This is a genomic window from Pseudomonas fragariae (ex Marin et al. 2024), assembly GCF_059621105.1.
The window spans coordinates 3,112,493-3,136,136 of record NZ_CM184369.1 but is presented as its reverse complement, the minus strand read 5'-3'; the positions used below and the strand labels follow the sequence as shown (position 1 = coordinate 3,136,136).

Annotated in this window: 14 protein-coding genes and 2 pseudogenes; 3 read left to right on the top strand and 13 right to left on the bottom strand. The window is 57.9% G+C overall.

What is annotated here, in order from left to right; all coding sequences use genetic code 11:
• Positions 1-230 precede the first annotated feature (230 nt).
• The gene (locus tag AC54XV_RS13790; protein ID WP_496716921.1) at positions 231-1,400 is read right to left on the bottom strand and encodes an efflux RND transporter periplasmic adaptor subunit; all 1,170 of its coding nucleotides are present in this window, start codon (positions 1,398-1,400) and stop codon (positions 231-233) included.
• Between the two features lie 770 nt (positions 1,401-2,170).
• Between AC54XV_RS13790 and AC54XV_RS13785 the strand changes: the two genes are divergently transcribed.
• Both AC54XV_RS13785 and AC54XV_RS13780 read left to right on the top strand, forming a co-directional pair.
• The gene (locus AC54XV_RS13785) at positions 2,171-2,959 is read left to right on the top strand and encodes a helix-turn-helix transcriptional regulator (RefSeq protein ID WP_496718949.1); all 789 of its coding nucleotides are present in this window, start codon (positions 2,171-2,173) and stop codon (positions 2,957-2,959) included.
• Positions 2,960-4,011: 1,052 nt separating this feature from the next.
• A complete protein-coding gene (locus AC54XV_RS13780) occupies positions 4,012-4,866 on the top strand; it encodes a helix-turn-helix transcriptional regulator (RefSeq protein WP_024638707.1) in 855 nt (284 codons plus the stop codon).
• Positions 4,867-5,399: 533 nt separating this feature from the next.
• Here the strand turns inward: AC54XV_RS13780 and AC54XV_RS13775 are convergent.
• Entirely contained in the window at positions 5,400-5,750 is a 351-nt protein-coding gene (locus tag AC54XV_RS13775) for an alcohol dehydrogenase catalytic domain-containing protein (RefSeq protein ID WP_430708722.1), read from the bottom strand.
• A 202-nt stretch (positions 5,751-5,952) separates the two neighbouring features.
• Between AC54XV_RS13775 and AC54XV_RS13770 the strand changes: the two genes are divergently transcribed.
• Positions 5,953-7,071 carry a metallophosphoesterase gene (locus AC54XV_RS13770; RefSeq protein WP_496716919.1) on the top strand — a complete coding sequence of 373 codons (1,119 nt, stop codon included), beginning with the start codon at positions 5,953-5,955 and terminating at the stop codon, positions 7,069-7,071.
• Between the two features lie 25 nt (positions 7,072-7,096).
• Here AC54XV_RS13770 and proA read toward each other — a convergent pair whose 3' ends face one another.
• The 11 genes and pseudogenes from proA to AC54XV_RS13715 form a co-directional block, all read right to left on the bottom strand.
• A complete protein-coding gene (proA, locus tag AC54XV_RS13765; RefSeq protein ID WP_496716917.1) occupies positions 7,097-12,934 on the bottom strand; it encodes an anti-phage protein ProA in 5,838 nt (1,945 codons plus the stop codon).
• A 305-nt stretch (positions 12,935-13,239) separates the two neighbouring features.
• Positions 13,240-14,844, bottom strand: a complete 1,605-nt coding sequence (locus AC54XV_RS13760) for a putative bifunctional diguanylate cyclase/phosphodiesterase (RefSeq protein ID WP_496716916.1) — start codon at positions 14,842-14,844, stop codon at positions 13,240-13,242.
• A gap of 273 nt (positions 14,845-15,117) precedes the next feature.
• A pseudogene (locus AC54XV_RS13755) lies at positions 15,118-15,546 on the bottom strand (methyl-accepting chemotaxis protein); the annotation flags it as partial.
• Positions 15,547-15,657: 111 nt separating this feature from the next.
• Positions 15,658-16,380 (bottom strand): annotated as a pseudogene (locus AC54XV_RS13750) (PAS domain-containing protein); the annotation flags it as partial.
• A gap of 255 nt (positions 16,381-16,635) precedes the next feature.
• A complete protein-coding gene (locus tag AC54XV_RS13745) occupies positions 16,636-17,286 on the bottom strand; it encodes an RraA family protein (protein ID WP_058398628.1) in 651 nt (216 codons plus the stop codon).
• Positions 17,277-18,056 carry an IucA/IucC family C-terminal-domain containing protein gene (locus tag AC54XV_RS13740; RefSeq protein WP_024638713.1) on the bottom strand — a complete coding sequence of 260 codons (780 nt, stop codon included), beginning with the start codon at positions 18,054-18,056 and terminating at the stop codon, positions 17,277-17,279. Before AC54XV_RS13740 ends, AC54XV_RS13745 begins: the two co-directional genes overlap by 10 nt.
• Positions 18,053-18,844, bottom strand: a complete 792-nt coding sequence (locus AC54XV_RS13735) for an ABC transporter ATP-binding protein (RefSeq protein ID WP_024641224.1) — start codon at positions 18,842-18,844, stop codon at positions 18,053-18,055. Before AC54XV_RS13735 ends, AC54XV_RS13740 begins: the two co-directional genes overlap by 4 nt.
• A 10-nt stretch (positions 18,845-18,854) precedes the next feature.
• On the bottom strand, positions 18,855-19,886 hold the full coding sequence (locus AC54XV_RS13730) for a FecCD family ABC transporter permease (protein ID WP_058398627.1): 1,032 nt from the start codon (positions 19,884-19,886) through the stop codon (positions 18,855-18,857).
• Complete coding sequence (locus AC54XV_RS13725) at positions 19,879-20,868, bottom strand: FecCD family ABC transporter permease (RefSeq protein WP_024641226.1); 990 nt, start codon at positions 20,866-20,868, stop codon at positions 19,879-19,881. The genes AC54XV_RS13730 and AC54XV_RS13725 overlap by 8 nt, the downstream gene beginning before the upstream one ends.
• The gene (locus AC54XV_RS13720; RefSeq protein WP_496716913.1) at positions 20,865-21,770 is read right to left on the bottom strand and encodes an ABC transporter substrate-binding protein; all 906 of its coding nucleotides are present in this window, start codon (positions 21,768-21,770) and stop codon (positions 20,865-20,867) included. The genes AC54XV_RS13725 and AC54XV_RS13720 overlap by 4 nt, the downstream gene beginning before the upstream one ends.
• Complete coding sequence (locus AC54XV_RS13715) at positions 21,760-23,643, bottom strand: IucA/IucC family protein (RefSeq protein ID WP_024641228.1); 1,884 nt, start codon at positions 23,641-23,643, stop codon at positions 21,760-21,762. Before AC54XV_RS13715 ends, AC54XV_RS13720 begins: the two co-directional genes overlap by 11 nt.
• Position 23,644: the final 1 nt, after the last annotated feature.

Here is a 23,644-nt window from a genome sequence, read left to right as displayed (position 1 = left end):
GTTTTCCAATTCACCAGGTTTTCAAACATTAAAACGACAGGCGCATGGGCCAGCGCTTACACCTTCAGGAATTCCCTGAAGCGGGCACCGATTGTTAATCCGCTAGTGACCTTATTTCTAAACGTACGCCCATTTCATTGATCAGACGCTTGCAAGGTGTGCGTTATCGATTTGACGTCGGCTGAAAACTGTCCTTGATCGCTTATTGCCAATACATCCTCGTCCTACCCTTAAACACCTTCCACACCGCCCCGCTCTCCGATGACCACTCTGTCGCCGGCTTTAAGCCCCGAACGTATTTCGACCCTGACCTGGTTATTGATACCCGGCCCTACGTAGGCTGTTCTGACCTCGTTACCTTCACCCAGCACCCTTACACTGTAGGTGCCGTCGTCCCGCCGATCACCCAGTGCGGCGACAGGGATCGTCAATACGCCCTCCTTCGCCTCCAGCACAATTCGCACGTTAGCGGTCATGTTGATGTAGAAGCGGTTTTCAAGGTTGAGGACATCGAAAAGAGCGTTGTAGAAGACGGCTTTGCCGCTTTCGGCTGTTGCTCCGGTCTGGCTTGCAGCGTCCACAGGACCCGGCTCGATCGCCTTGAGGGTGGCGTTATAGCGTGTGTCAGGATCGCCCGGGATAGTGAAGTAAATCGCAAGACCGGGTTTGATCTTGAGCACGTCGGCTTCGGAAACCTGCGCCTTCACGGTCATGGTGTCGAGTTGCGCCATCTTCAGAATGACCGGTGCCGTCTGGTCTGCAATGACTGTCTGGCCCTCCTGAGTGACGATGGCGAGGACCTGACCATCCATTGGCGCGAAGATTCGTGTGTAGTCGAGTTTGATGCGTGCGGCTTCTTCCTGCACGCCGGCCGTGTGTAATTGTGCGGTGAGCGACACCAGGTTGGCGCGTTGGGTCTCCAGCTCGAATCGGGCCTTGTCCTGATCCGCTTTGGAAACCGCCGTCGTAGCGCCCAATTCCTGATATCTACGATCATTCGACTCGGCAAGTTTCAACCTGTGCAGCGTCGCGTCCCGCTCAGCCGTGAGTTGTTCGATCTTGACAACCGCCTGGCGCAGAGCATTTCTGGCGGGCAGTGGATCGATCTCTGCCAACAGCTGGTTTTTTTTGACCTGGTCACCTGGTTTGACTTTCAGGGACTGCAATTGCCCGGAAACCTGGGCGCCAACGTCTACTTGATTACGCCCCTGAAGCACACCCTGTGCGGATACGGCGTACTCAATGTCCGTAACTTCTGCTGCGGCTGATAGAAAGGCAGTCTCTTCTTCTCCGCTGGCGCCCTTATAGAAGGCATAGCCCGCCAGCGAGACCGTCAGATCGATCAGGACGATTCTCAAAAGGATTTTGCGGACATTCAACTTCCGGAAAAAGCCGACCATGCTCACGGTATTCCCCGCTCAATGGGCGTCCCGGATCTCGGATGAATCAACGGATCAACACTTAAATAAAGGACGTACATGAGATTCTCTACTTCGATACTACAGCTGTCCTGCGAGGCAGGCGTTCATCCTGCAGCCATGTACTAATGGAAACATCAGGGCCTGTGTGCGTCTGTCCCCGCATTCCGGGACATTGTCGCGGGGCGTCGCCTATTGCTCTATCCGGCTTTTCCGGATGGCGGCCTGGACGAGAACCGATTCCTGTGCGGGCACTGTGGACGGTGCCGCCGGACGGCTGTGTCTGAAACGCAAAAGCGAAATATATTTTGAGCACGCTACAGCGGCGGCGAGAGGCAATAGCGCAGGCGTGAAAAACTTTATTTTCGAGACACCCGGCCCGTCATGTATGTCGCTGTAAACGTCGTGCCTGAGTAGTTGCACCGGTGATGTTTCGAAACGGCCAGCCGCAAAAGATCTTTTATTCTGAGACGTTGCACTGAATGTCCTCTTATGGTTTTTGCCAAGTGCTAGGTGAACACAGTCGGCGCTGGCGAACCGGCCTGTAGCGAGACGTTTGTCCCCCTTTTCCCCTACAGACTGAGCAGGGTCCCTATGTGTAAATTCTTTAAGGCGCTAGTAATATTGTCCTACAATCAGACAGTATACTCATTACTAGGCACTAAGAGGGCTGCCCTGTATGCGAGGTTGCTTTTGGTTCGGCTGGAGACTAACGCCATGGGGGCAAATGTGTAATGGAAGCCAATCTACAAATGACGGGAAATCAGTCAGCGTATTTTTTGGAACTGGGGAAGTTAATCGCAAGTGTGGGTGATGCAGGATTCGCTGCGAACATGTATCAAATCATCGCGGCCACCGTCCCCATCGATTTCCTTGACCTGAGCGAATGGACGATCGACGAGAATGAAGGAAGCGTTATCAGCATCCAGCCTCTGGGGCAAGAGAACGCCGATCACAAACCGATGAGCCTGACTGTGTCGCAGAACCAGGAGATGCTGCTCGCTCGAATGCTCAATGTGGACGACTTTCTGCTCGTTCATCTGAAACCACTCTGCAGCGTTGGACAGGCCAGCTCTGGTTCGTCGGGTACGTATCACTGCAATCTCGTGTCGCGCAAGTCGAACAGGCGCTGTGTCATTTCCTTGCACCGCGATCAGCACCAACGTGACTTTTCACTTCACGAATTATCGTTCTTGAAAAATTTTTCAGAGGCATTGCTGCCCCTGCTGGAGCGACATGCCCAGACGACCCGTACCTTGTGCAATGCGCACGCTGACAACGAAGCCATTACACAGGGCGGCCAGCAGCTTCACCGTGAATTCAACGAAAAGCTGAGCCAGTCGGAGGTCCGGTTGTCATTGCGTGAAAAAGAAATCTGCCTTGGCATTTTGGCGGGTGCGACGGTTCCAGAGCTGGCTGACAAGCTGCACGTCAAGAACAGCTCTATCGAGACCTACCTCAAGCGCGCCGGAGCGAAACTTGGCGTGAAGGGGCGACACGGTTTGGTCAAGTGGATGACAGGCGTATCTCAAATAGCGTGAGCCAGCCTCCACCGCAGAGCGTTGTTAGCCGTTCGATCGAACTGGCGGCTGAAGTCAGTCTGCACCAGGCGGTCGGCCCAGGCAGCTCCGAGACGACGCTACCCGGCCGCACTGTCAGCCAACCGGCCATCCATCGGCTAAACAGACTGAATCTACTGTTCTGCGGCAAACAGAATTAAACAATGGCTTGTAGAGAAACCAACATAAAATAAAATAGAAAACAAGCGCGTCCTGATGAAGGGTGTTATTGCTCGCATTTCCTATGCACTAACGCAAGGGCTTATTCACTTGCTATCCAGCCCGATAAATAGTAAGTCGCGACGCGCCGGGGCACTCACGCGCTTCTTCCCGATGCGCAGCACATCCAGTAATGCGACGCGGAATGACACGCAGCCCTATAGAAGCAGTAGTGTGAGATACCTCTCTTTTCGATTAATCTTTTTTCATTGCAATTCAGGCGTGAAACATGAACTATATGGTTAGTATTCGGTCATAACGGTCAGCGTAGATTAATTCAAGCTTTTTGTGACCTATATGATCACCTTAATATAAAAAAACGGTGCTGCACGACCCGTATCGCCACGCCCCGTGCGCATACGCCGACAACATGGATAGGGATAGGAGTTGATCGTCATGCCAACGTTACTGCCTGCTTTTACACCGCCACTTCAGGCTGCAGGGCGGCGCCCTCCAGGGCGACTGTCATCAGCCAGTCCGCTAGTTATCCAGAGTGATTCGCATTTCCCGGAGGCGTGCAGGAAATGCCAAACTCAATAAAAATCGATAAAAGTCGCCACTGTTAAACAGTGCAGTGTGTAGGGTTAGCGTTCTCGCTTTTCGTAACGCGCTTGACTTTTTATTATTGTACGCTTCTGGACACCGCTCCTATTTAACTTTCAACCTATTGCTGAACCTTTATAAACTTTGTATGACGATCTACATACAACCTGTTTGCCCACAGGACTCAAAGAATACAAAACACTTACTTATTCATCTGCTGAATCAAGGCTGCGCCTTGGCGTGTCTCTTTATAAACGGAAAAAGGAACCCCGATGAACATGCAACAGCTTTTCCCGCATCTCGGCAAAGTGATCTCCGGTATTGGAAGCCGTCAGTTCGCCCGCTTGCTCCACGAGATGATTACCGCTTCGCTGCCCGTGGATGCGACCCATGTCATTCAGGGACTCAGTCGATCTACGAATGAAGTAACCGGCACTCACGCCATCGGTGTCTTTGGTGGAAATCTGCACCAGGTGCTCAACCCAGGGATCGACAGCAGACGTCTGGAGCCTGTTCTGTTGAGCCCGACAGAGCTGGCAGACACTCGCGTCGACAGATCCATCAGGTTCGAGTCACCCGCCTACAACGCGCAGGAGAAGCCAGGTGAACTGCACCCTCATGCATCTCTCCCCCAGGTACATCTCGCCTACCCGGGCAAGGGTGAATATGTACTGTCGGTTTATCGGTCACCCTCTGCCAAGGCATTCACCAGTCAGGAGCGCGCCCGTCTCAAGGATCTGTCCTGGGTCGTGTTGCCCATTGTGAAGCAGCATATCGCGACTGTGACGCCTACCCTTATTTCGACAATCCCCTCGCCTGTCACAAAAAGCCTGAAAAACAAAGATGCCATGGAAGGCCTGCGTCAGCGTTTCCTTGGCCGCCTCGAGGCCTCTGCGCTGAGCCTGTCTTCGCGCGAAACCGAAGTGTGTGTCGGGCTGCTGGCCGGTCTCACGGTACCGCAACTGGCGGACAGGCTTGATCTGAAAGTCAGCACGGTGGAAAGCTACTTCAAACGCGCGGCGGTAAAAATGGGCATCGCCGGTCGCAGTGCGCTACTTCGCTGGTTGCATACCGAGCATCGCGTGCAGCACTCCATCCCTGTAGAGATGTTTCAGGCAGCTGTCTGAGCAGAAGGCGTCCAATTGCTGTTCCACGTTCGGGGATTCTCCCGCCATGCAGCGGTACGGTCTGTAGATCGGTTGATCCCCGTCGCGACCGCGACGGCCGAGCTATCGGGCGTATGCCAGAGATCATCACCGCATCGCTCGACTGATCAACGTCGAGTGTAAACGACCACCCTGTTCAGGCATGTGCGCATCGCGCCATTCCTTGCGCCCATAAAAAAACCCGCCGAAGCGGGTCGTTTTTTTTTATCAATACCATTCCAACATCCTGTCAGTAGCCATCCCGGCAATGGTGATCATCCTTGACCTCCGAAGCGCCTCCTGCGCAACGGTTGATGGGTATAGATTGCTACTTCGCGAGCGAGTCGTACAGGGCTGATCCGCTCCGGCTCGTGTAAGCCTTTCGCTATAGGTTCAACTACGGCGCGGTGACCTCACTCCTGTTCAAACTCGATCAGTACCTTGCCGATGTGCTGCGCGGCAGCGAAATACGCGTAGGCCTCGGGGGGCATCGGCGAATTTGAATGTCCTGGCGACTACCGTTGCAATTCCATTGGCCTCGATGGCTTGAATAAGAACTCAGCCAGCGCCACTCCGCCGGTCCCCAGACACAAAACGAGTTCAGCCGGTTTGACCTGGCTGACGCCCTCGCCTACCGCGATGACCTCACCCACGCTTTCGGACATGGGAATGCGCTCTGGTAATTGTCTGGGGCCGTATCTGCCACGCAGGATTTGAACATCCCGGATGATCAGGCTCACCAGGCGCGGCGCCACGATAGTCTGCCCCAGCCCGGCGATCGGCTCGGGCCGCGTGTTCTGCAGCGTGTCGCCTGCACGATACCTGCTCAGCGCTATCGATGAGGGTGCCTGCCGATATATCGACACGTTCAAGCATGGCTCGACAATCGCCGCTCGTTACCAGAAACTTGGCAGCTCAGGTCTGCTTGTGTCGGAATTCTGCCTCGGTACGATGATCTTTGGCACCCCGGCCCGGCAATCCGCTGCAGTACGAATAGTTCGACCTCATTACTGCCCGTGCCCTTGACGCAGTTATCCACTTCATCGATATCGCCAACGGAGCACGTTAATGTTTCACGTCATGTTCAGCATGCCCTGCCTGTACGTCATTGCCCGATTCCTATGGCCGATGCCCTGGGCGTTATCGGCGAAAATCGCCGTTGCGGTGCTGCTTGTCCTTGCCTCGCAATACCATCTGTATTGCCGGTTTTCCTCCGGCAGCGTGTTCTCGCCGGAGTTTCCACGCTACATCGTGATGCTGTTCAACTGGGCGTTCGGCGCGATCCTGTTGCTGGCGGTACTGCAAATCATTGTCGACATCGGCACATTGCTGACGATGCTGGTGCGCTGGCAGACGCTGAGCATTCCGGTCAATCTGCGGTACTTCATCGGTGTGGCAGCTCTGGTGCTGGCGGCAGTCGGTGTCCAGCAGGCCGTGCGCGTGCCGCCGGTGAAAGACATCCAGATCGCGATTAAAAACCTGCCTCCGCAATTCGACGGCTATAAAGTGTTGCAACTGACGGACATGCACATCAGTCGTCTGTTCGATGCGCCGTGGACGCGTGAGGTCGTCAAGCAATCAAATGCGCTGGGTGTCGATCTGATCGTCATCACCGGCGATCTCATTGACGGCTCGCTCAACGACCGGAAGCAGGATATCGAGGCCCTGCGCGATTTGCGTGCGCCGGACGGCGTGTACGTCATTCCCGGCAACCATGAGTACTTTTTCGATAACCAGGCGTGGATGCAGCACTTCGTCTCTCTGGGGATGATCCCGCTCGCCAACAGCCACACGCTGATCGAGCACGACGGTGCACGCATCGCTCTGGCCGGCGTCACCGATGTCACGGCCCCGAAAACCGGCTTCCCTGCGCCAGATCTGCAGAAAGCCATAGCAGGCATCGCGAAAGACACTCCGATCATCCTGCTCGACCATCAACCCAGAAACGCGGAGGAAACAGCGACCCACGGCGTAGCGCTGCAACTCTCCGGGCATACCCATGGCGGCATGATCTTCGGCCTTCACTGGCTGCTGGCTCTGGCCAACGGCGGATTTGTGTCGGGGCTTTATGAGGTGGGCGGGATGCAACTGTACGTCAACAACGGCACCGCACTCTGGCCGGGGTTTGCCATTCGGCTTGGCAAACCTTCGGAATTGACCCGGATCACGCTTCGGCGGGCGCCTTAGCGCCCCATCAGCGGGGCGCTAGCTTTTATGCACTGAAGATTCGCTCCATCCGTTCACGCGCAGGTCCTGTGAGGTGCTTTATACCGAACAGTCGAGCAACCTCCAGGGCCTTGTCTTCGGCATCGACACTCGTCGCCGCAATGCGTAATTCTTCAGCAGCAACCTCTTCTATGGCTCGTGTGTCCTCGCTTGAGGCCGGAATCCGGTACGTCGTCCACCCGGCCACATCGCCTTCCGAGTGCCAGACGAATACCTCTTCAAACCCTGCTTGTTGAACATAATGGTGCTGCTCCGCCAGCTCCAGCACGCGGTCTCTGATAAGCCGCCCCGACCGTCGGAAACCATGTGCACGCGCAATGCGCTGGACTAAAACTGCATCGAGAATCGGCGCTTCCTGGCGCAGCACCTCTTCAATGAGCTGGCGAAGTACCGGCGTGTAACCAGGCAGGTGAAACTGGTCGGCCTGGATCAGTGGCGCAAGGGCAGAAAGGTCGGCTATGCGATAGATGCCCTTCTGCCCCCCGGCCTCAGGTGGAAGGCCATGAGACCGCGCTATGCGAATCTCACCCGTCTCCGCCGACAACTCACTGATTGGGGCAGCCAGCTCTTCAGATGACTCGCCACTGATGCGGGGACCGTTAGAAAAGTCTATGACGACAGGCTCGGCCGTTGGCGGCTCTGTTATCCGATGGTCCTCTGTTTCTGCCCGGGATTGCGCCAGAAGATCGTTCAACGCTGCGTTCAGCCTCTGCAATGCCCCTTCCTTGTCCACCCACCATTCCGTGGACCATAGCCGCACCAGGTTCCAGCCGAGGCCACTGAGAATTGCTCCGCGGACCTTGTCCCGATCCCGGGCAGTGGCGGCGCTGTGATAGGTAGCGCCATCGCATTCGACGCCGGCCAGATAGTCACCCGGACGATCCGGATGGACAACTCCCAGATCAATGCGGAAACGAGAGACTCCGATCTGCGGAATCACTTGCCAACCGAGGCGCCGTAGCCCTTGAGCGACTGCTTCCTCGAACGGCGAGTCATAACCACCGACCGAGCCCTGTACCGCCTCGGCCAGGGCTTTTGGTCCGCGCTGGGCGAATTCTATGAAATGCTTCAGATCACGGACTGCACGGGCATTGGTCCGGTTCAGGTCGATCATTGACGGGTCAAAGGATGAGAACACCAGCATTTCCCGGCGAGACCGTGTGATGGCGACGTTCAGTCTGCGCCAGCCGCCGTCCTTGTTGAGGGGGCCAAAGTTCATGGACATGACCTGCGCACCCGGCTCGGTCGGGCCATAGCCTATCCCGAGCATGATCAGATCGCGCTCATCACCCTGGACTGTTTCCAGATTCTTGACGACCACCGGCTCGGTCTGTGTGTCCTGAAAAAACGGCTCGATCTGCGGGTATTGCTTGCGGGCGTTGTCCAACAGGTCATTGATCAGTTTTTGCTGGTCAGCGTTGAGCGTGATGATACCGATCGAGTGGCCAGCAGCCACGAACGCGGGATCGGTAAGGCGCTTGACTGTCTCGCTGACAATGGCTTCGGCTTCAGCCTGGTTGTAGCGCCCTTTGCCCTTTGCATAAACACCTTCAACCCGGCGCCACTCCACAGCACTTGCGCGGGTCTCTGCTGCCGGGAAGGTGATGAGATTACTGTCGTAGTAACGGTGATTGGAGAACGCAATCAGGCTTTCGTGGCGACTCCGGTAGTGCCAGCTCAGACTGTGACTTGGCACCCCTGCTCCCAGGCACTCGTCCAGAATACTTTCCATGTCTTCAGCGGTATCGTCGTCGCTGGCATTCGGGCCACGGTTGAAAAAGTTCGTCGGCGGCATTTGACGCGGGTCGCCTGCGATAACGACTTGCCTGCCTCGAGCTATCGAACCGATCGCGTCCCATGGAGCGATCTGCGAAGCCTCGTCGAAAATGACCAGATCGAATGGCGGTTGATCAGCGGGCAGGAACTGCGCAATCGACAGCGGGCTCATCAGCATGCAAGGCGCCAGACGATTCAGCGCGTCGCCCATTTCAACAGCCAGTTGCCTGACAGGTTTGTGACGGCGGGACTTCTGCAATTCATGCTTGAGAATGGCAAAGCCGCTGCTCTTGGGTATGTCATTTTTGGAGGGGATCAGGCCACAGAGTTTCGCCCGGATATAACGCACTGTCAGCTTCGCCATTTCGTCGTCCAGGCGAACGAAAGCGCCGATGTCGCTCATGTGTTCGGCAGCCACGAAATTCCTCAACAGCGGTTCACCGTCTATGCCTTGCGTGGCGAACCAATGGGCATAGGCCGTGATGAAGGTTTCCTCGATTGCAGCAGGTGACAGACTCCCTGCCTCGAGAGCACGGGCCAGACTTGCCAAACCAGCCTCACCTGCCTGCTCGCGAACCCGGCACCAATCGCACCATGCCTTGAGTTGCTCCTCCTGTTGCTGGATCGACAGCGAAGTAGCTCGCAACGCGCCAACGCTCGATTGTGTATCTGGACCGGCTGCAGACAATTCGGCAAACAGTCGAGCGGCGTCTTCGTAGCGAGACAAAGCCTGTTGCAAGGCTGATAACGCGACGCCGATTTGCCCGCCCGGCGCCAACATTTCATTGGCCTCAACGACCAGGCGTGCGACTGCGCTGCGCAATGAAACGAGGTGGTCCGGTGATTCGGCCAGGCCGCTCATCAGCCCGCGCAGGTTTTCGGCCAACGAGGCTGCACGAAATATCTGTGACACGTCACTGCTCAGGCCTTGCCAGCCCGGGATCGACTGCAGACCACCGGCCAATGTATCCAGTTCGTTCAGTTGCGCGTGCAGGCGCTCGAAAATCGCCAGGTCGCCAAGCGTGTCCGGCAGACCTGCTGCGCCACCTGAAGAGGCCAGTTTCTTCGCGACCTTTTTCTTGGCGCAAGTCGCCAGGAACCAGAACTTTCCTTCGGCATCTCGCCATTCGCTGCGCATCGCCTCAACGGGAATGCGACGACAGGCTTCGTCTGCATAATCCAGCGACAGACCTTCCTCAAGCTCTCGATAGCTTTCGATTAACTGGCACGCGCGCCGGGCTGCTGCGATACGCGCGACGGCATCGGGTGCAGAAGCAAATGAGAGGTTCAGTCCATAGGACTCCACGACCAGAGTCGCCAGTTCATCAAGATGCTGAACCTGCGCCACTTCAGCTACAGGCAAGTTCAGGTGCGTCAGGCCAAGAAGCTTTTCACTCGCCGCATTCAACGCGTCAAGGGCCTGCGGCAGCTCACGTGCGGCATTCGCAATGTGTGCCTGCCAAGCGTTCGACCACTGGGTCTGCGCCAAGGCGCCGAATTTGCCTGACAGATTACGTGCGGCATCACCGTTCAAGCCTAACCGACGCGACAGATCCAGCAACTGGCTGTACTCGTCAGCATCATGTTGCGTGCCTGATGGCCAGCTCAGCCTGGGTGTTTGAGGGCCATGATCACGCACCACACGACCAATCGCCTGATGCAGGGAGAGCCCGTTGCTCCAGCGTCGGTGCAGTACCTCGACCAGTTCGTTGAGTCGCGAACGCAGCGTCTGCAAACGAGTGGCTTCACGCTCCCATTCCTCGGCGCTCAATGCGTCGCTGACGTCCCAGGCGCGGTCCAACTGCTTCAGCACTTCAACTTTGGACGCCTTGCTTGAATGCAGCTCCAGGCAAAACTCGCCAAGCCCCTTCTCTGCCAGGCGACGGTAAACCACGTCCAGGGCTGCGCGCTTCTCTGCCACGAACAGTACGCGACGACCCAAGGCCAGATTGTGGGCAATCATGTTGGCAATGGTTTGCGACTTGCCGGTTCCCGGTGGCCCGTCCATGACAAAGCTGTGAGTACCGGCAGATGCCACCACGGCAGATAACTGCGAGGAGTCGGCGGGCAACGGAGCGAAAAGCATGGCGGGCGTTACTGACGAGTCCAGCTGCTCTGGTCTTGGAAACTCGTCTGAGCCGGAGAAGCCCTCATCTTCCTCAGAGGGGGCCAGCAAATGCTTGACCAAAGGGCTTTGCAGCAGCTGTGCTGCGTTGGCATTCAGGTCTTTCCACATCAGGTATTTGGCAAATGAGAAGGTGCCAAGAACGAGTTCGGTGCTCACCTCGAATCCTGGCACGTCACGCACTGCTCGCCGCACCATGTTCCATATGCCAGTCACATCAATGCCGCTTTCATCACTGGGTAGTTCGCCATCCAGCTCGGGAATCAGCAACTCGAAATCGTGCCGCAGCAATTCAAGCAGCGTAAGGTTGAAACGCGGTTCTTCATCAAGAAGACTGAGCGTCACCCCGGACAAGGCACTTTTACGTTCAAGTTTTACCGGCAGCAAAATCAGGGGTGCGGAGTAGGTTTTCGGGTCGTCGGCACTCTTCTTCCACTTGAGAAAGCCGATGGCCAGAAACAGCGTGTTTGCACCGCCCTCTTCCAGATCGCTACGCGCTTTGCGGAACAGATCGATCAGGGTTGCTTCAAGTTTTACCTTTTCCAGAGTAGCGAGCACTTCGCCGCGAGCCAGAGCCTGACGAGCAACTTCGTCGACCAGATTTTCATTATTCTGCTGCTCGTACAGGGCCACATCCCGGCCACTGCTTTTTAAGTCAGGTACTGACACGATGCGAATGCGCTGGCCACTGGAAAGCAGATCTTCAAGCACTGCCGGATCCGGGCATATCAGTCGCACGCCCTTTGCGCTGTCCGGAAGATGCAGGAGACGATTGCGAGTCGTCAGATCGAGGAGTTTACGTTGCCACAGCGTCAGTTTGCCGGCCGGACCTTCGCTGTCAGTATTAATTTCGACATCGAACCCCGGAAGCGCCGGAGCCTCCTCCAGCCCTTCAATAGTGGGTGGAGCATCGGCTGTCTCATCCGATCCCTCGGTGACTGAGACGAGCGCCATCGGACGAATCTTCTGCATCCGGGCACGGTGCAAATCGATGGCCATGATGAACTGCTCATCATCGAGCTGACGCTCGGCGGCTGTAATCGCCTGGGAAAAGCCCGGCGCAGGTGTTTGTGTAGAAAGGGTGGTTTCGAATACCACCATCTCCTTCAGATCCAGGCGTTTGCGTACTGCCGACGCCTCATCGGTCAACAATTGGGAAAACTCTTGAGGCTGCAACCAGACGCCTGCGAATGCGTGCCCCTTGGTCATGATAAGCAGGGCATTCAAGCCTGCCTGCTCCAACGCCGCCGCAAACAGCAATGCAGTGTCCAGACAGGTCGCTACGCCGTTTTCCAGAACCACACTCGGAGGCCGGACCTTCTGGCCCTGTTGCTCAAAGCTGGCCGGGGGCAATGCATAGCTCAACTGAAAGCTGCACACTGCGGACCAAATGGCAGAGGCAAGCTCCCAGGTTCGTGTGCGCGACTTGCTCTCATAGCCGTCAATGCCATCTTTCTTGCCCGCGCGCCGTAAAACCTGTGAGGCCGCTTTGAGTACGCGATCCACCGCGGGATCATTGGGCATGCAGAAAGCCGCAAGCAGCTCCGGCATGGCGCTCAAGCCGCCCCATTCTGTGCGCGCCAGCAGTTCTGTCGGGAAGCGCTGCTCGACGAGTACGTTGTCGCCCTGGGAAAGACGCATCACCACGTCAGCGCTGAGGCTTTCAGTCAGCCCGGACAAATAACCTGCGTTAAGCTTGATGTCACGCTCGGAAATGCTGAGGCGATCACCGGCATGAATGCGGTCTATACGCCAAGTGCGGCTCTCTACGAAATCCGGGTCGGTGCTTAACGTCAGGGTCAGGTTTTCAAAACCGCTTTCTTCCTGGTTCCAGATACTCAATTCACGTACCAGCGGTACGGCGTTCTGGTGGGAGGCGAAACCGATCTTCCGGGCGATCAGCGCCTCAATCTTGATGTTCATTCACGGGCTCCTGCAGATGCGAGCGCTTGCCTTAGAGAGGCAGCCAAATGGGCATATAGTCCATGAGTCATCGACAATAAGGAATGCTTATATCTGAATCAGGCACCTCACCCGCATCAGGAACTCACATTGACGCTATCAGCGCCAATCCCGATCACAGTTCCTCGACGGCGCTGCAACTCGCTGCACTGGCAGAAAGCCGCAGGTTTTAGTGAGCGACAAGTATCAGAGAAACGCTTATCGCCTCCGGTGAATCTAAACTTCCGCATTGAAGTTCGAGAGCGCCGACTTGAAGCTCATGCCCCTTATTTTCCAGGAACCGCCAATGCCCTCACCGGCCCTTCGGAACCACTCATTGCCAGTAGCTCTTTCACCTGGGCCAACGGCAACGGTCGTCCGAACAGGTAGCCTTGGGCAAAGTCGCACTCATGGGTGGCCAGCCAGTCTGCGAGCCGTTCGTGCTCAACGCCCTCGGCGGTGATTTTCATGCGCAGGCTTTTACCCAGAGCGAGGATGGCCTTGACCATCTCGTTCTGGTTCTCAAGCGCCGTGTCGAAGAACGATCTGTCGATCTTGATTTTGTCGATGGCCAGCCTGGTCAGATGATAAAGACCTGAATAGCCGGTACCGAAATCGTCCAGAGCGACGCTCACGCCCATCGCGCGCAGACGCTCCAGATTCAGGCGGGCACTGTCGACATTGGCGACCAGTGCGTTTTCCGTCACTTCCACTTCCAGCCGACTCAGCGGAAATTTTCCTTCATTGGCCAGCTGTTCCAGCCAGTCAGGAAAGTCGGGGCTTTCGATCATCAGTGAGGTAACGTTGATCGCCAGCGTAAAGTCGCTTGGCCAATCGCGTGCCTGATCGAAGGCTTGAAGCAAAAGGGTCGCGGTGAGTGGCTTGATCAGCCCCAACTGTTCTGCCACGGGTATGAAGTCAAGCGGCAGGATGATCCCGCGCTCGGGATGCAGCCATCGCGCCAGCAGTTCGAACCCCGCCAGGCGTTGCTCGGGAAGGCTGACGATAGGCTGATAGAACGGTTGAATATCTTTCTCTTCGATAGCCAGGGTGAGTTCGCGCGCGAACTGCTCCTGCAGACGCTGCTCGCGCTCGAAGCTGACTTCATAGAAATGAAACCTGGCTCGGCCACCGGCTTTACCGCGGTACATGGCGCTGTCCGCACGTTGCAGCAAGAGGTCGGGGTCTGAGCCGTCCATTGGCGCAATGGCAATGCCGAGGGTCGCACTCAGGGCCACACGCGGCAGGCCAACGCTGGATGCTGCGATTTTGGCCAGAATGTTTTCAGCGAGCGGCGCCAGTTCGGCATGACTGAAGTCACCACTGACCGCCAGACCGAACTCGTCGCCGCCCAGTCGAGCCACGGAAGCCTGCCACCCGACAGTGGCGTCGCGCAGGCTTTCGGCAACGGCGCAAATAGCCGCGTCTCCTGCCGCATGCCCGTGGGTATCGTTGATCAGCTTGAATTTATCCAGGTCGATCAGAAAAACCGCCGTCTGTGTCGCTGGTTGCTGCAACCGCGCAACCAGTTGCTCGTGAAACACACGCCGATTGAGCAAGCCGGACAATGGATCGTGGCGGGCCAGAGATTCGCTGAGCGCCTGTGACTCGAGCAAGTCGTTGTAGCTGCTATGGAGTTGTTGCATCAGGCGTTTCAGAAGAATGAACGGTATAACCATCGATAACACGGCGAAGCCTGTCGAGGTCAATACAAAACGCCAACGCTCGGCATTTTCGAAGTCCTGGTCATAGGGCAAGCCCATTGCAGCCATGGCGAGGGATTCAAGTTCGAATTCCCACGCGATTGCCAACAGGAAAATAGAGAGCACATAAAACCACAATAAGGTGTAAAGGTACTTACGAACCATGTGTGGGCTGCGCAGGAAAGTCATGGTTACAATGCTCGAAATGAAGGCGGGTGCAACGGTTATAAGCAGCGTATCGGTAGCCGGCTATCAGTCTTGAGGCTGTAGCGTGGTGATTTCGATAGTGTTCGCCTTGCGCGAGTGCTGTCCCATGGATTTAATAAAACACACTCATTTAAAACGTCTATAAGCAGGTAGCGCTGCGACCATCAGTACACTTCCCTTCCTGTTTGACTGCGCAGTGAGTGACTCAGCGCAGAACACTTTTAGCGTCCCCTGAGTCACTCCGACTGCTCGCACTTAACTGGAGCGCTGGTCCACAAACCGGCTGACTGCCCGCACTACCGTGTTCGCGCCGTGCTGGATTTCCTGAATGACACGGTCTGCGTCATTGGCCAATACCAGCGCCTCGGACGCCTGTTCGGTGCTGCGCACAATCACGCCTACCGCGTCGGACGCCAGGCTTTGGTTGGTCTTCACGACGTTTACGATTTCTTCCGCCGCTTTTGTCGTGCGAGAGGCCAGTTGGCGCACCTCGTCGGCGACTACGGCGAAGCCCCTGCCCTGTTCGCCGGCCCTGGCGGCTTCAATCGCTGCGTTCAGCGCGAGCAGGTTGGTTTGTTCGGCAATGCCGCTGATGGTCTTGATGATTGTTCCAATCACCTGACTTTGCGAGTCCAGTGCTTCGATGCCTCGTGTGGCCTCTTCCATTGAAATGGTCAGCTGGCCGAGCATCTGCAGCGTGTCCTTGATAACTTTGCGGCCTTGCTGTGCGCTGCTGTCAGTATCGATAGAGGTTTGATAAGCCATTTCCGATGCTTCGGCGACGGCTTTCTCGCGCTCGACCTGTTCAGTGATCACAGTCGCGAACTTGGCAATTTTATAGAGTTTGCCGTTGGCGTCGGTAATCGGGTTGTAAGACGCCTCCAGCCATACATCACGACCGCCTTTGTCAATTCGACGGAAACGATCGACTATGAACTCACCCCGGCGCAGCCTTTCCCAGAATTGGGTATACGCGTCAGAGGCGGACTCTTCAGGCACACAGAACATCTTGTGATGCTTGCCTTTTATCTGATTCAGCTCGTAACCCATCGCCCTCAGAAAGTTGTCGTTGGCGCTGATGACCGTGCCATCGAGGGTGAAGTCGATAACAGCGGTGGAACGTTGCAGCGCATTGACCAGGGCTTCGTTCTCGCGCGAGGCTTCAATCGTTCGCGTCAGAACACTCGAATACAGAGTGATCTGCTCGACGCCGCCGGTTTCATTTTTATAGGGTACGACAATGGTTCTCAGCCACACCCTCGACCCTGTCTTGCTGACCAGGCGCAACGTGCCGCTGAAATGCTTGCCGTCGCGAATCGCGGTCAATGCGCGCTTCTGGTGAACGTCACCGCTCAGTTCCGGCGGGCTCAGTTCAGACAGGCTGCGCCCGACGAGCTCTGCCTGTGCGTAGCTCATCTCCGTCTCGAACAACGCGTTGACGGTCTGTATTTTGCCCGTGCCATCCAGCACGACGGCGACTGTCTCCAGATTGAGGATTTGCCCTGCTTGCTCAAGCATGGCGAGGCGGCGCTCCAATGCCTTATTGGTGTTTTTCAAATGCGAATTGAACATTGCGGCTATCCGGGACAGTTTGGGTTTGCAATCTGCATCGGTCATGGAACCGCAATCTTGAGCGGTGCAATCAAACTTAATACGAAAATAGCCTGCCTGTTGTCTGATTGTGACTATAGGATCCAAAAGTTATAACTATTGATCAATCGACAGTGGTTATATTCATGAATCACATCAAACGCGCTGTTTCAGGTTTCATTATCACTGTTGAGTTCTGCTGACCGTGTTCTCCCCATTCAGTCTGCCGAGAAACTCTTCCCTTCTTTTTCGGTCCGCACTCTCCTTGCCAAGCAATTCGGGCAACAGTTCGTTCGCCTGTTGCGGACTCAGAATAAATACCCCGTCATCATCCCCGACGGCGATATCTCCCGGCTTCACCTCCACGCCGCCTATATTGATCAATCCATTGAGCTCGCCGCTTTCCCCGAGACTGCGCGTCGTCATTGCGCTGACGCCACGGCTGAACACGGGCAGGCGATGTTCGCGCAAGGCGGCAACGTCGGTGACCGCGCCCGAGACGACGACGCCGCCAAGCCCCTTGATAAGCCCGGCCAGAGTGCGCAGTTCGCCCCAGCAGGCGCAATGCTCGTCGCCGACACATTCAATCACCAGTACATCGCCGGGCAGGCTGTTCAGCAGTGCGTCGCGCAGAATGCTGCCGTCGGGCAGTTGCAGTTTGACCGTGACAACGTTGCCGACCAGTCTGACCCCCTCGAACAGCGGTCTGATCCCGCGCAGGTAACCCACGTCGGTCAGATGGCCAATGGTTGACGCGGCAATCTCACGGTATTGCTCTATGACGGCGTCGCTGAGTTGTTGCTGGCGGTGTGCAATCTGCTTGTTCATCGACATTTTTTGGGCCTCAGTAACGGACAGGTCGAGCAATACTCGACGGGATTGCTGGCGTCGTAATAGAAGCAGCAGGTGCGCCGAAAACGGATGCTTTTGCCTTCGGCTTCCAGCACAACCGGTGGACGGCGGAAGTGTTTCAGCGGGTTGTAGGTCAGGCCGAACAGCGCCGGATCGGCCTGGTGCAGCAGCCAGTCGAAATCGGCTTCACAGCGCTGCCGGATCGCCGGGTCTTCGACCTTGTCCATGCGCTTGTCGTACAGCGAATACACGCGTACTGCGGTGTTTTCCCACAGAATGCGTCGGGAAATGCCAGTGACACGGTTGAAGGTTTCCCACAGTGGCTGAAGCAGGTCACGAAACAGGGTGGCCACGACAGCATCACGCCACGCCTCACGAGCGCCCGGTTCATAACCCACAGGCGTTGTATCGAGCAAGGGCATTGAAGAGGTCCAAAGGCCGTCATCGTGCGCGTATTCGACCACGCTGTTGTCCAGCGACAGGGCCAGGCCCTTGTCGTAGACCGACATCGCGTACAGGCAGGCACCGGTGCTCAGGAAGGAAAAGCGCTTGGCCAGCAACGATGCGGTGATTGCCTGGGTCGGAGAACCGATCACCGGCCCCAGCTCGCCAAGCAGTTGCTCGCAGACTGCGTCGTCCAGCAGCGCGCGGGCCGGCAGTGAGCGCGGATCGTGTTCACCTGCCGGCCTGAGTCGCAGCGCCCCGGACAGCAACGCCCATTCGGATTCGCTGAACGCCTGCGCCAGACTCATTGCGGCAGTTCCCGGCCAAAGGGAATGCACAACGGCGTACCAAAGAATGGATCGGCGATGATCCGGCAGTTGAGGCCGAAGACCTGCTTGACCAGCGCCTCGCTGAGGATATCCGCCGGACGCCCCTGGGCGAAGGCGCTGCGTTCGTGGACAGCGACCATATGATCGGCGTAACGGCAGGCCAGATTCAGGTCATGCAGGACCATCACGATGGTCTTGCCCTCTCGCCGATTCAGGTCGCGCAACAGGTCCAGCACTTCGATCTGATGAGCCAGATCGAGAAAGGTCGTCGGCTCGTCCAGCAATACAATGTCGGTATCCTGCGCCAGGGTCATGGCTATCCATGCGCGCTGACGCTGACCACCTGACAGGGCATCGACGGGTCTGTCGGCCAGTTCCTGCATGCCGGTCTGCGCCAGAGCCCGTGCGACCATGGCCTCATCCTCGGCGGACCATTGCTGCATCCAGTTCTGATAGGGATAACGCCCCAGCGCCACCAGTTGCCGCACGCTGATGCCTTCCGGTGCGCTGGGCATCTGCGGCAGAATCGCCAGTTCACGCGCGACGGTCGCAGTGGACTTCTGATGGATGTCGGCACCGTTGAGCACGACGGTGCCCTGCTGGGGTTTGAGCAGGCGCGCCAGGGATTTGAGCAAGGTGCTTTTGCCGCAACCGTTACTGCCGATCAGCACGGTCACCTGGCCTGCGGGTAACTGCAGATCAAGGCTGTCGATGATCACCTGCCGCTGGTAACTCAGGGTCAGGTCGTGGGTTGCGATTGACGCCATCCGTAATTCCTTAATGCCGCTGGTTGATCAATAGGTACAGAAAGAACGGTGTGCCCAGCACCGCGACAAAAATCCCTGCGGGCAGATCCAGCGGCAGGAACAGCGTGCGTCCGGCCAGATCGGCAAGCATCACCAGATTGGCGCCGATCAACGCCGCCATCAGCGCTTGCCCCACGAACCCCGGCGGCATCAGGCGTTTGGCGATATGAGGCGCGATCAGCCCGACAAAGGCAATCGCCCCGCCCCACGCGATCGCCAGCCCGGCCAGCGCGACGCTCACCAGCAGCAAACCGGCGCGCAACCATTGCACGCGCACTCCGATGCCCTGGGCCAGCGCGTCATCCAGTTGCTGCATGCGCACCTGACGGGCGAGCAGTGCCAGCAGCGGCAATGTCATAAGCAGCCAGCCGGCCAGCGCGCTGGGCTCTGGCCAACTGGCACCATACACGCTCCCGGTCAGCCAGACATAAGCCGACAAGGTGGTGGTCAACGGGCTGAACACCAGAATGAACGTGGTCACCGCAGCCAGCAGAGCCGACACCCCTACCCCGATCAACACCATGCGCAAGGGTGAGGCACCCTGATTCCAGGCCAGCAGATAAATGACCAGTGCCGCGAGGCCTGCGCCGGAGATCGCCGCCAGGGGCAGAAACTGCGCGCCCAGTGCAGCCGAGAAGAATGACAGGTACAACACGGCGGCGGCGCTGGCACCGCTGGTGATGCCTAACAGATCAGGTGAGGCCAGCGGGTTGCGAATGATGCTTTGCAGGATCAGTCCGGACACCGCCAGGGCCGCGCCGACCAGGGCGGCCAGGGCCAGCCGGGGCATGCGCAGTTGTTCGACGATGAAGACCAGGCTGGCATCTGCCTGACCGGTAAAAACACTCAGCAGGGTCGCGGGCGACAGATTGATCTTGCCCACGGCCAACGAGCTCAGTATGACCAGCAGCGTCAGCGCCAGGCCCGAAAGCAAGCGCGTCAATGCGGTCAGGCTGAACTGCCGGGAAAAGCTCCGGTAGCGCACGGTGAAATGCTTATCCATAGCGCGCGCCCCGCCGAACCAGTGCAATGAAGAACGGCGCACCAAACAGAGCCGTCATCACACCCACCGGGACTTCCTGAGGGACAATCACGACTCGCGCCAGCGTGTCGGCCAGCAACAACAGCGTCGCGCCCAGCACTGCGCAGCCAGGCAGCAGCCAGCGATGGTCGATGGACAGCGTCTTGCGCACCATATGTGGCACCAGCAGACCTATGAAGCCGATACTGCCCGCCAGCGCCACGGCGCTGCCTGCCAGGGCAATGATTACCACGCTCATCATCAGCCGAATCAGCCCCGTACGCTGGCCCAGCGCCGTCGCGATGGCTTCCCCGGTGTTGAGCACGTTGACCTGCCCCGCCAGCACCAGCGCGCCGGCAAGCCCCATGACCACGCAGACCAGCAACGGCGCAGCGGTGCTCAGTTCGCGCTCCGACAGGGAACCGGCCAGCCAGAACAGCACAGTGTCCAGACCGTCCTGATTGACCACCAGCAAGGCCTGGCTGAACGCGGTGAACAAGGCGGTGATCGCTGCGCCGGCCAATACGATGCGCAATGGATTGAGGCTGCCCTGCCCCCGGTTGCCGATGACCCAGACAATCGTGCCCGCCACCGCAGCGCCGATGAACGCGCACCACAGCCACTGGCTCATGGACGACAGTGAAAGCAGCGACGAACAGGCGATGATGGCAAACGTCGCGCCGGCATTGATGCCGAACAGGCCAGGCGACGCCAGCGGATTGCGCGTCAGCGCCTGCATCAGTGCCCCGGCAACCGCCAGACTCGAGCCTACTGCGACGGCCATCAGGGTACGTGTCAGCCGTGTGTCGAGCAGCACGTGCTCGATAGCGCTCAGCGCATCGGGCTGCCAGACACTCCGCACGATGTCAGCGGGCGATATCCAGGTGGCCCCGGTGGCCAGACTCAATCCCATGCACGCTACCAGTATCAACAGCCCCAGGCCCAGTTTTGCCGCAGCCGTCATGAGGCGCTATCCGCCAGGGCCACGCGAGCGACCTCATCGAGCATGCGGTTGGCGCCCAGAATGCCGCCGGACAGGCTCCAGGCGACGGCGTCGACGCGCCATACCTGGCCATCCCGTGCTGCGCGCAACTGTTGCCAGAACGGGTTCTGTACCAGTTTGTCGTAGGTGTGCTGCGCGGCATTGCTGTCCGCACGCTGAAAGACGAAGAACAGGTCGGCATCGACCACAGGCAAACTCTCTTTACTGCTGAGTTTAAGGGAAACGCCGCTGGCTTCGCGGGCCGCGGGCGTCCAGGCAAAGCCCAGCTCACTGAGCACCGAGCCGGCAAAGCTGGCCGGCAGATAGCTACGGATATGGTCTACGCGAATGTCGAGCACCGACACAGTGATCGGCCAGCGTCCGGCGAACTTCGCCTGCAACTGGCCGCGCACCGCTGCCACACGCTGTTGCCATTGCCCGAGCAGGTCCATGGCCAGTTGTTGACGTTGCAGGGCCACGCCCATCATTGCCAGGGTGCGCTTGAACTCGAACACCTCTTCGAGCATCAGCACCATGCCGATCTGCTCCAGCAACGGCGCGATGCGTTGATGACGAAAGCGTGAAGCGACGATCAGGTCCGGCTTGAGCAGCACGATATCTTCCAGGCTCGGCTGGGTTTCCAGACCCACATGCGGTACCGCTGCCAGCGCCGGGCGCAGGTAGCGATACATCGGTTTTTCGCTCCACGAATCCACCACGCCGCAAGGCGTAACGCCCAGGGCCACGGCAGTGTCGGACGCCCCCTGAAACAGGGTGACAACGCGCAGCGGCGCTGCCCGGGCAATGCCAGGCAGCGCCAGTAACCCCAGTGAAAGGCGCAACACTGTGCGCCGCGAAGGATGCAGGGTTCGGTCAGGTTGCACGGCGCAACCTGTGGAACGGGTTGACCACTTCGCCCTTGCCGAACGGCATGCTGCCCGGACCGCCCGCGCGCTCGATCATGGGCGTCAGCAGAAGTTTCTGCGGCCAGTTGGGGGCTTCGAACAGTTGTTGCCTGATCATGCCACGCGCCTCGTCGTCAAATTCGATGGTTGTGATCAGATTATCCAGAACATCGCGCAATACGGTCCACAGCGCAGTGACCGGTACGTCATACACTTGCGCCAGAGTATCCATGATTGCCCGCACGTTTACCTGAATACCCAGCGTCTGCAGCCAGAACAGCAAGTCCTCGGGGCGGTCATGATAAAGCGTATTGGCATGCCCTTTCTTGATTCGATACTCCGGGTCGTGCATGCCGTTGCGCTCCAGCCAGGGCACGAAAATACGCAACGAGTCGTGGTCACGCAACAGCAGCCCTTGCGCCTGTCCGGCTTTCCAGACCATGACCGCGTTCTGGCCATGCACTTCGCCGAGCATGCCCAGGCGGAACATGCGCAGGTTGATATCGAAAAAACTGTGGCTCAGTTCGCGAAACAGTGTCAGTACCGAAGCCTGATTGCGCGGCAGGTCGCGGTAGTCCATCCACTCATCGAAGAAATGCCGATTGCTCCCCGGTAGCGGTGTACCCAGTGCCGCCATGGGCAGCAGGCGGCACTCCGGATCATCGAGCAAGGCGGCCGGATAGCCGCGCACCATCGCCGAAAGATGCCGAGGCCCTTCGTCGAACAGCGTGGCTTGTGGCGGCATGAATGCCCACCATTTGCGTTCGTCGCACAGGTGTAGCGAACGGCTCAGAGTTTCATCCTTGTCGACCACCTGACGCAGCAGTTTTTCGCTCAGCCCGCCGTTGATCATTTTGACCGCTGGCAGATAGCGCGAAGCGCCGAGCGAATAAATCGCCATGGGCAGCTTCAGGTAGTCAGCGCTGTTGAAGCACGGTGTCATCGAACGTAGCGACGAAGTGGCATGCACCTGCGCCTGATTGAAATCAAGCCGCTGGCAATCGCCCTTGGCGAACGCATCGCCCAGCTGGACCTGCAAGACATGCTCGAACTGCCACGGGTGAACCGGCAGCGCAACATGGCTGCCGGCAATGCCGCGCGCCTGCATCTCCTGGTCAAGCTGCGCTTGCAGGTTCTCGGGCAGCAGATAGCGGGCCGGAAAGGATGCATTCAAATCCTCCACGCCGTCGCCGCATTGCAGCAAGGTCTTGTCGACAGCCACCCAATTCAGCGCTACTGGCCGGGCGAACTCGGCCTGGTACTGTAAGTATTCCTGTTCGTTCAAGCCTTGTTTGGCCTTGGCCAGCGGGTGATACGGGCGATCACGCAGCGACGCCCACTGCTCCATGGTTCGGAAGAAGGTAGCGCCGTCCTGAGCCATCAGGTTCTGCTCGTCGACCTTGTGATCCAGCGACAGCGCGGTCTGCCAGACACTGATGCGCAACACTTCCAGAAACAGCGCGATACCCTTTTCGTTGTCCTGGCGCTCGCTGTCCTGAAGCAGCGTCGCCTTGCCGGCGAACACCCACTTCATGAAGTCTTCCGGTGACAACTGCGTCCATCGCTCGTCCTGGCGGCCCAATACCGGCGTGCCGGGCACTTTTTCCCATTGCTGGGTGATACCGGCGCGCAACGCGATGCTGATGAAGCGTTGCTCAGAATCATCGCAGCACCACTCCCAGATTTGCTGCGCGCTGCCCTGATCTACCAGTTGCGGAGCCTGTGGATGGCGCAGTTGCCATTGGCTGCTGTCCTGCAGGCGCAATGGCTCGCGGCCAAAGAAATCTTCAGCCAGCAGGCAATCGACCAGATCCTGCATGACCAGGTCAGCGGCGAGTGAAGTGAAGTTCATG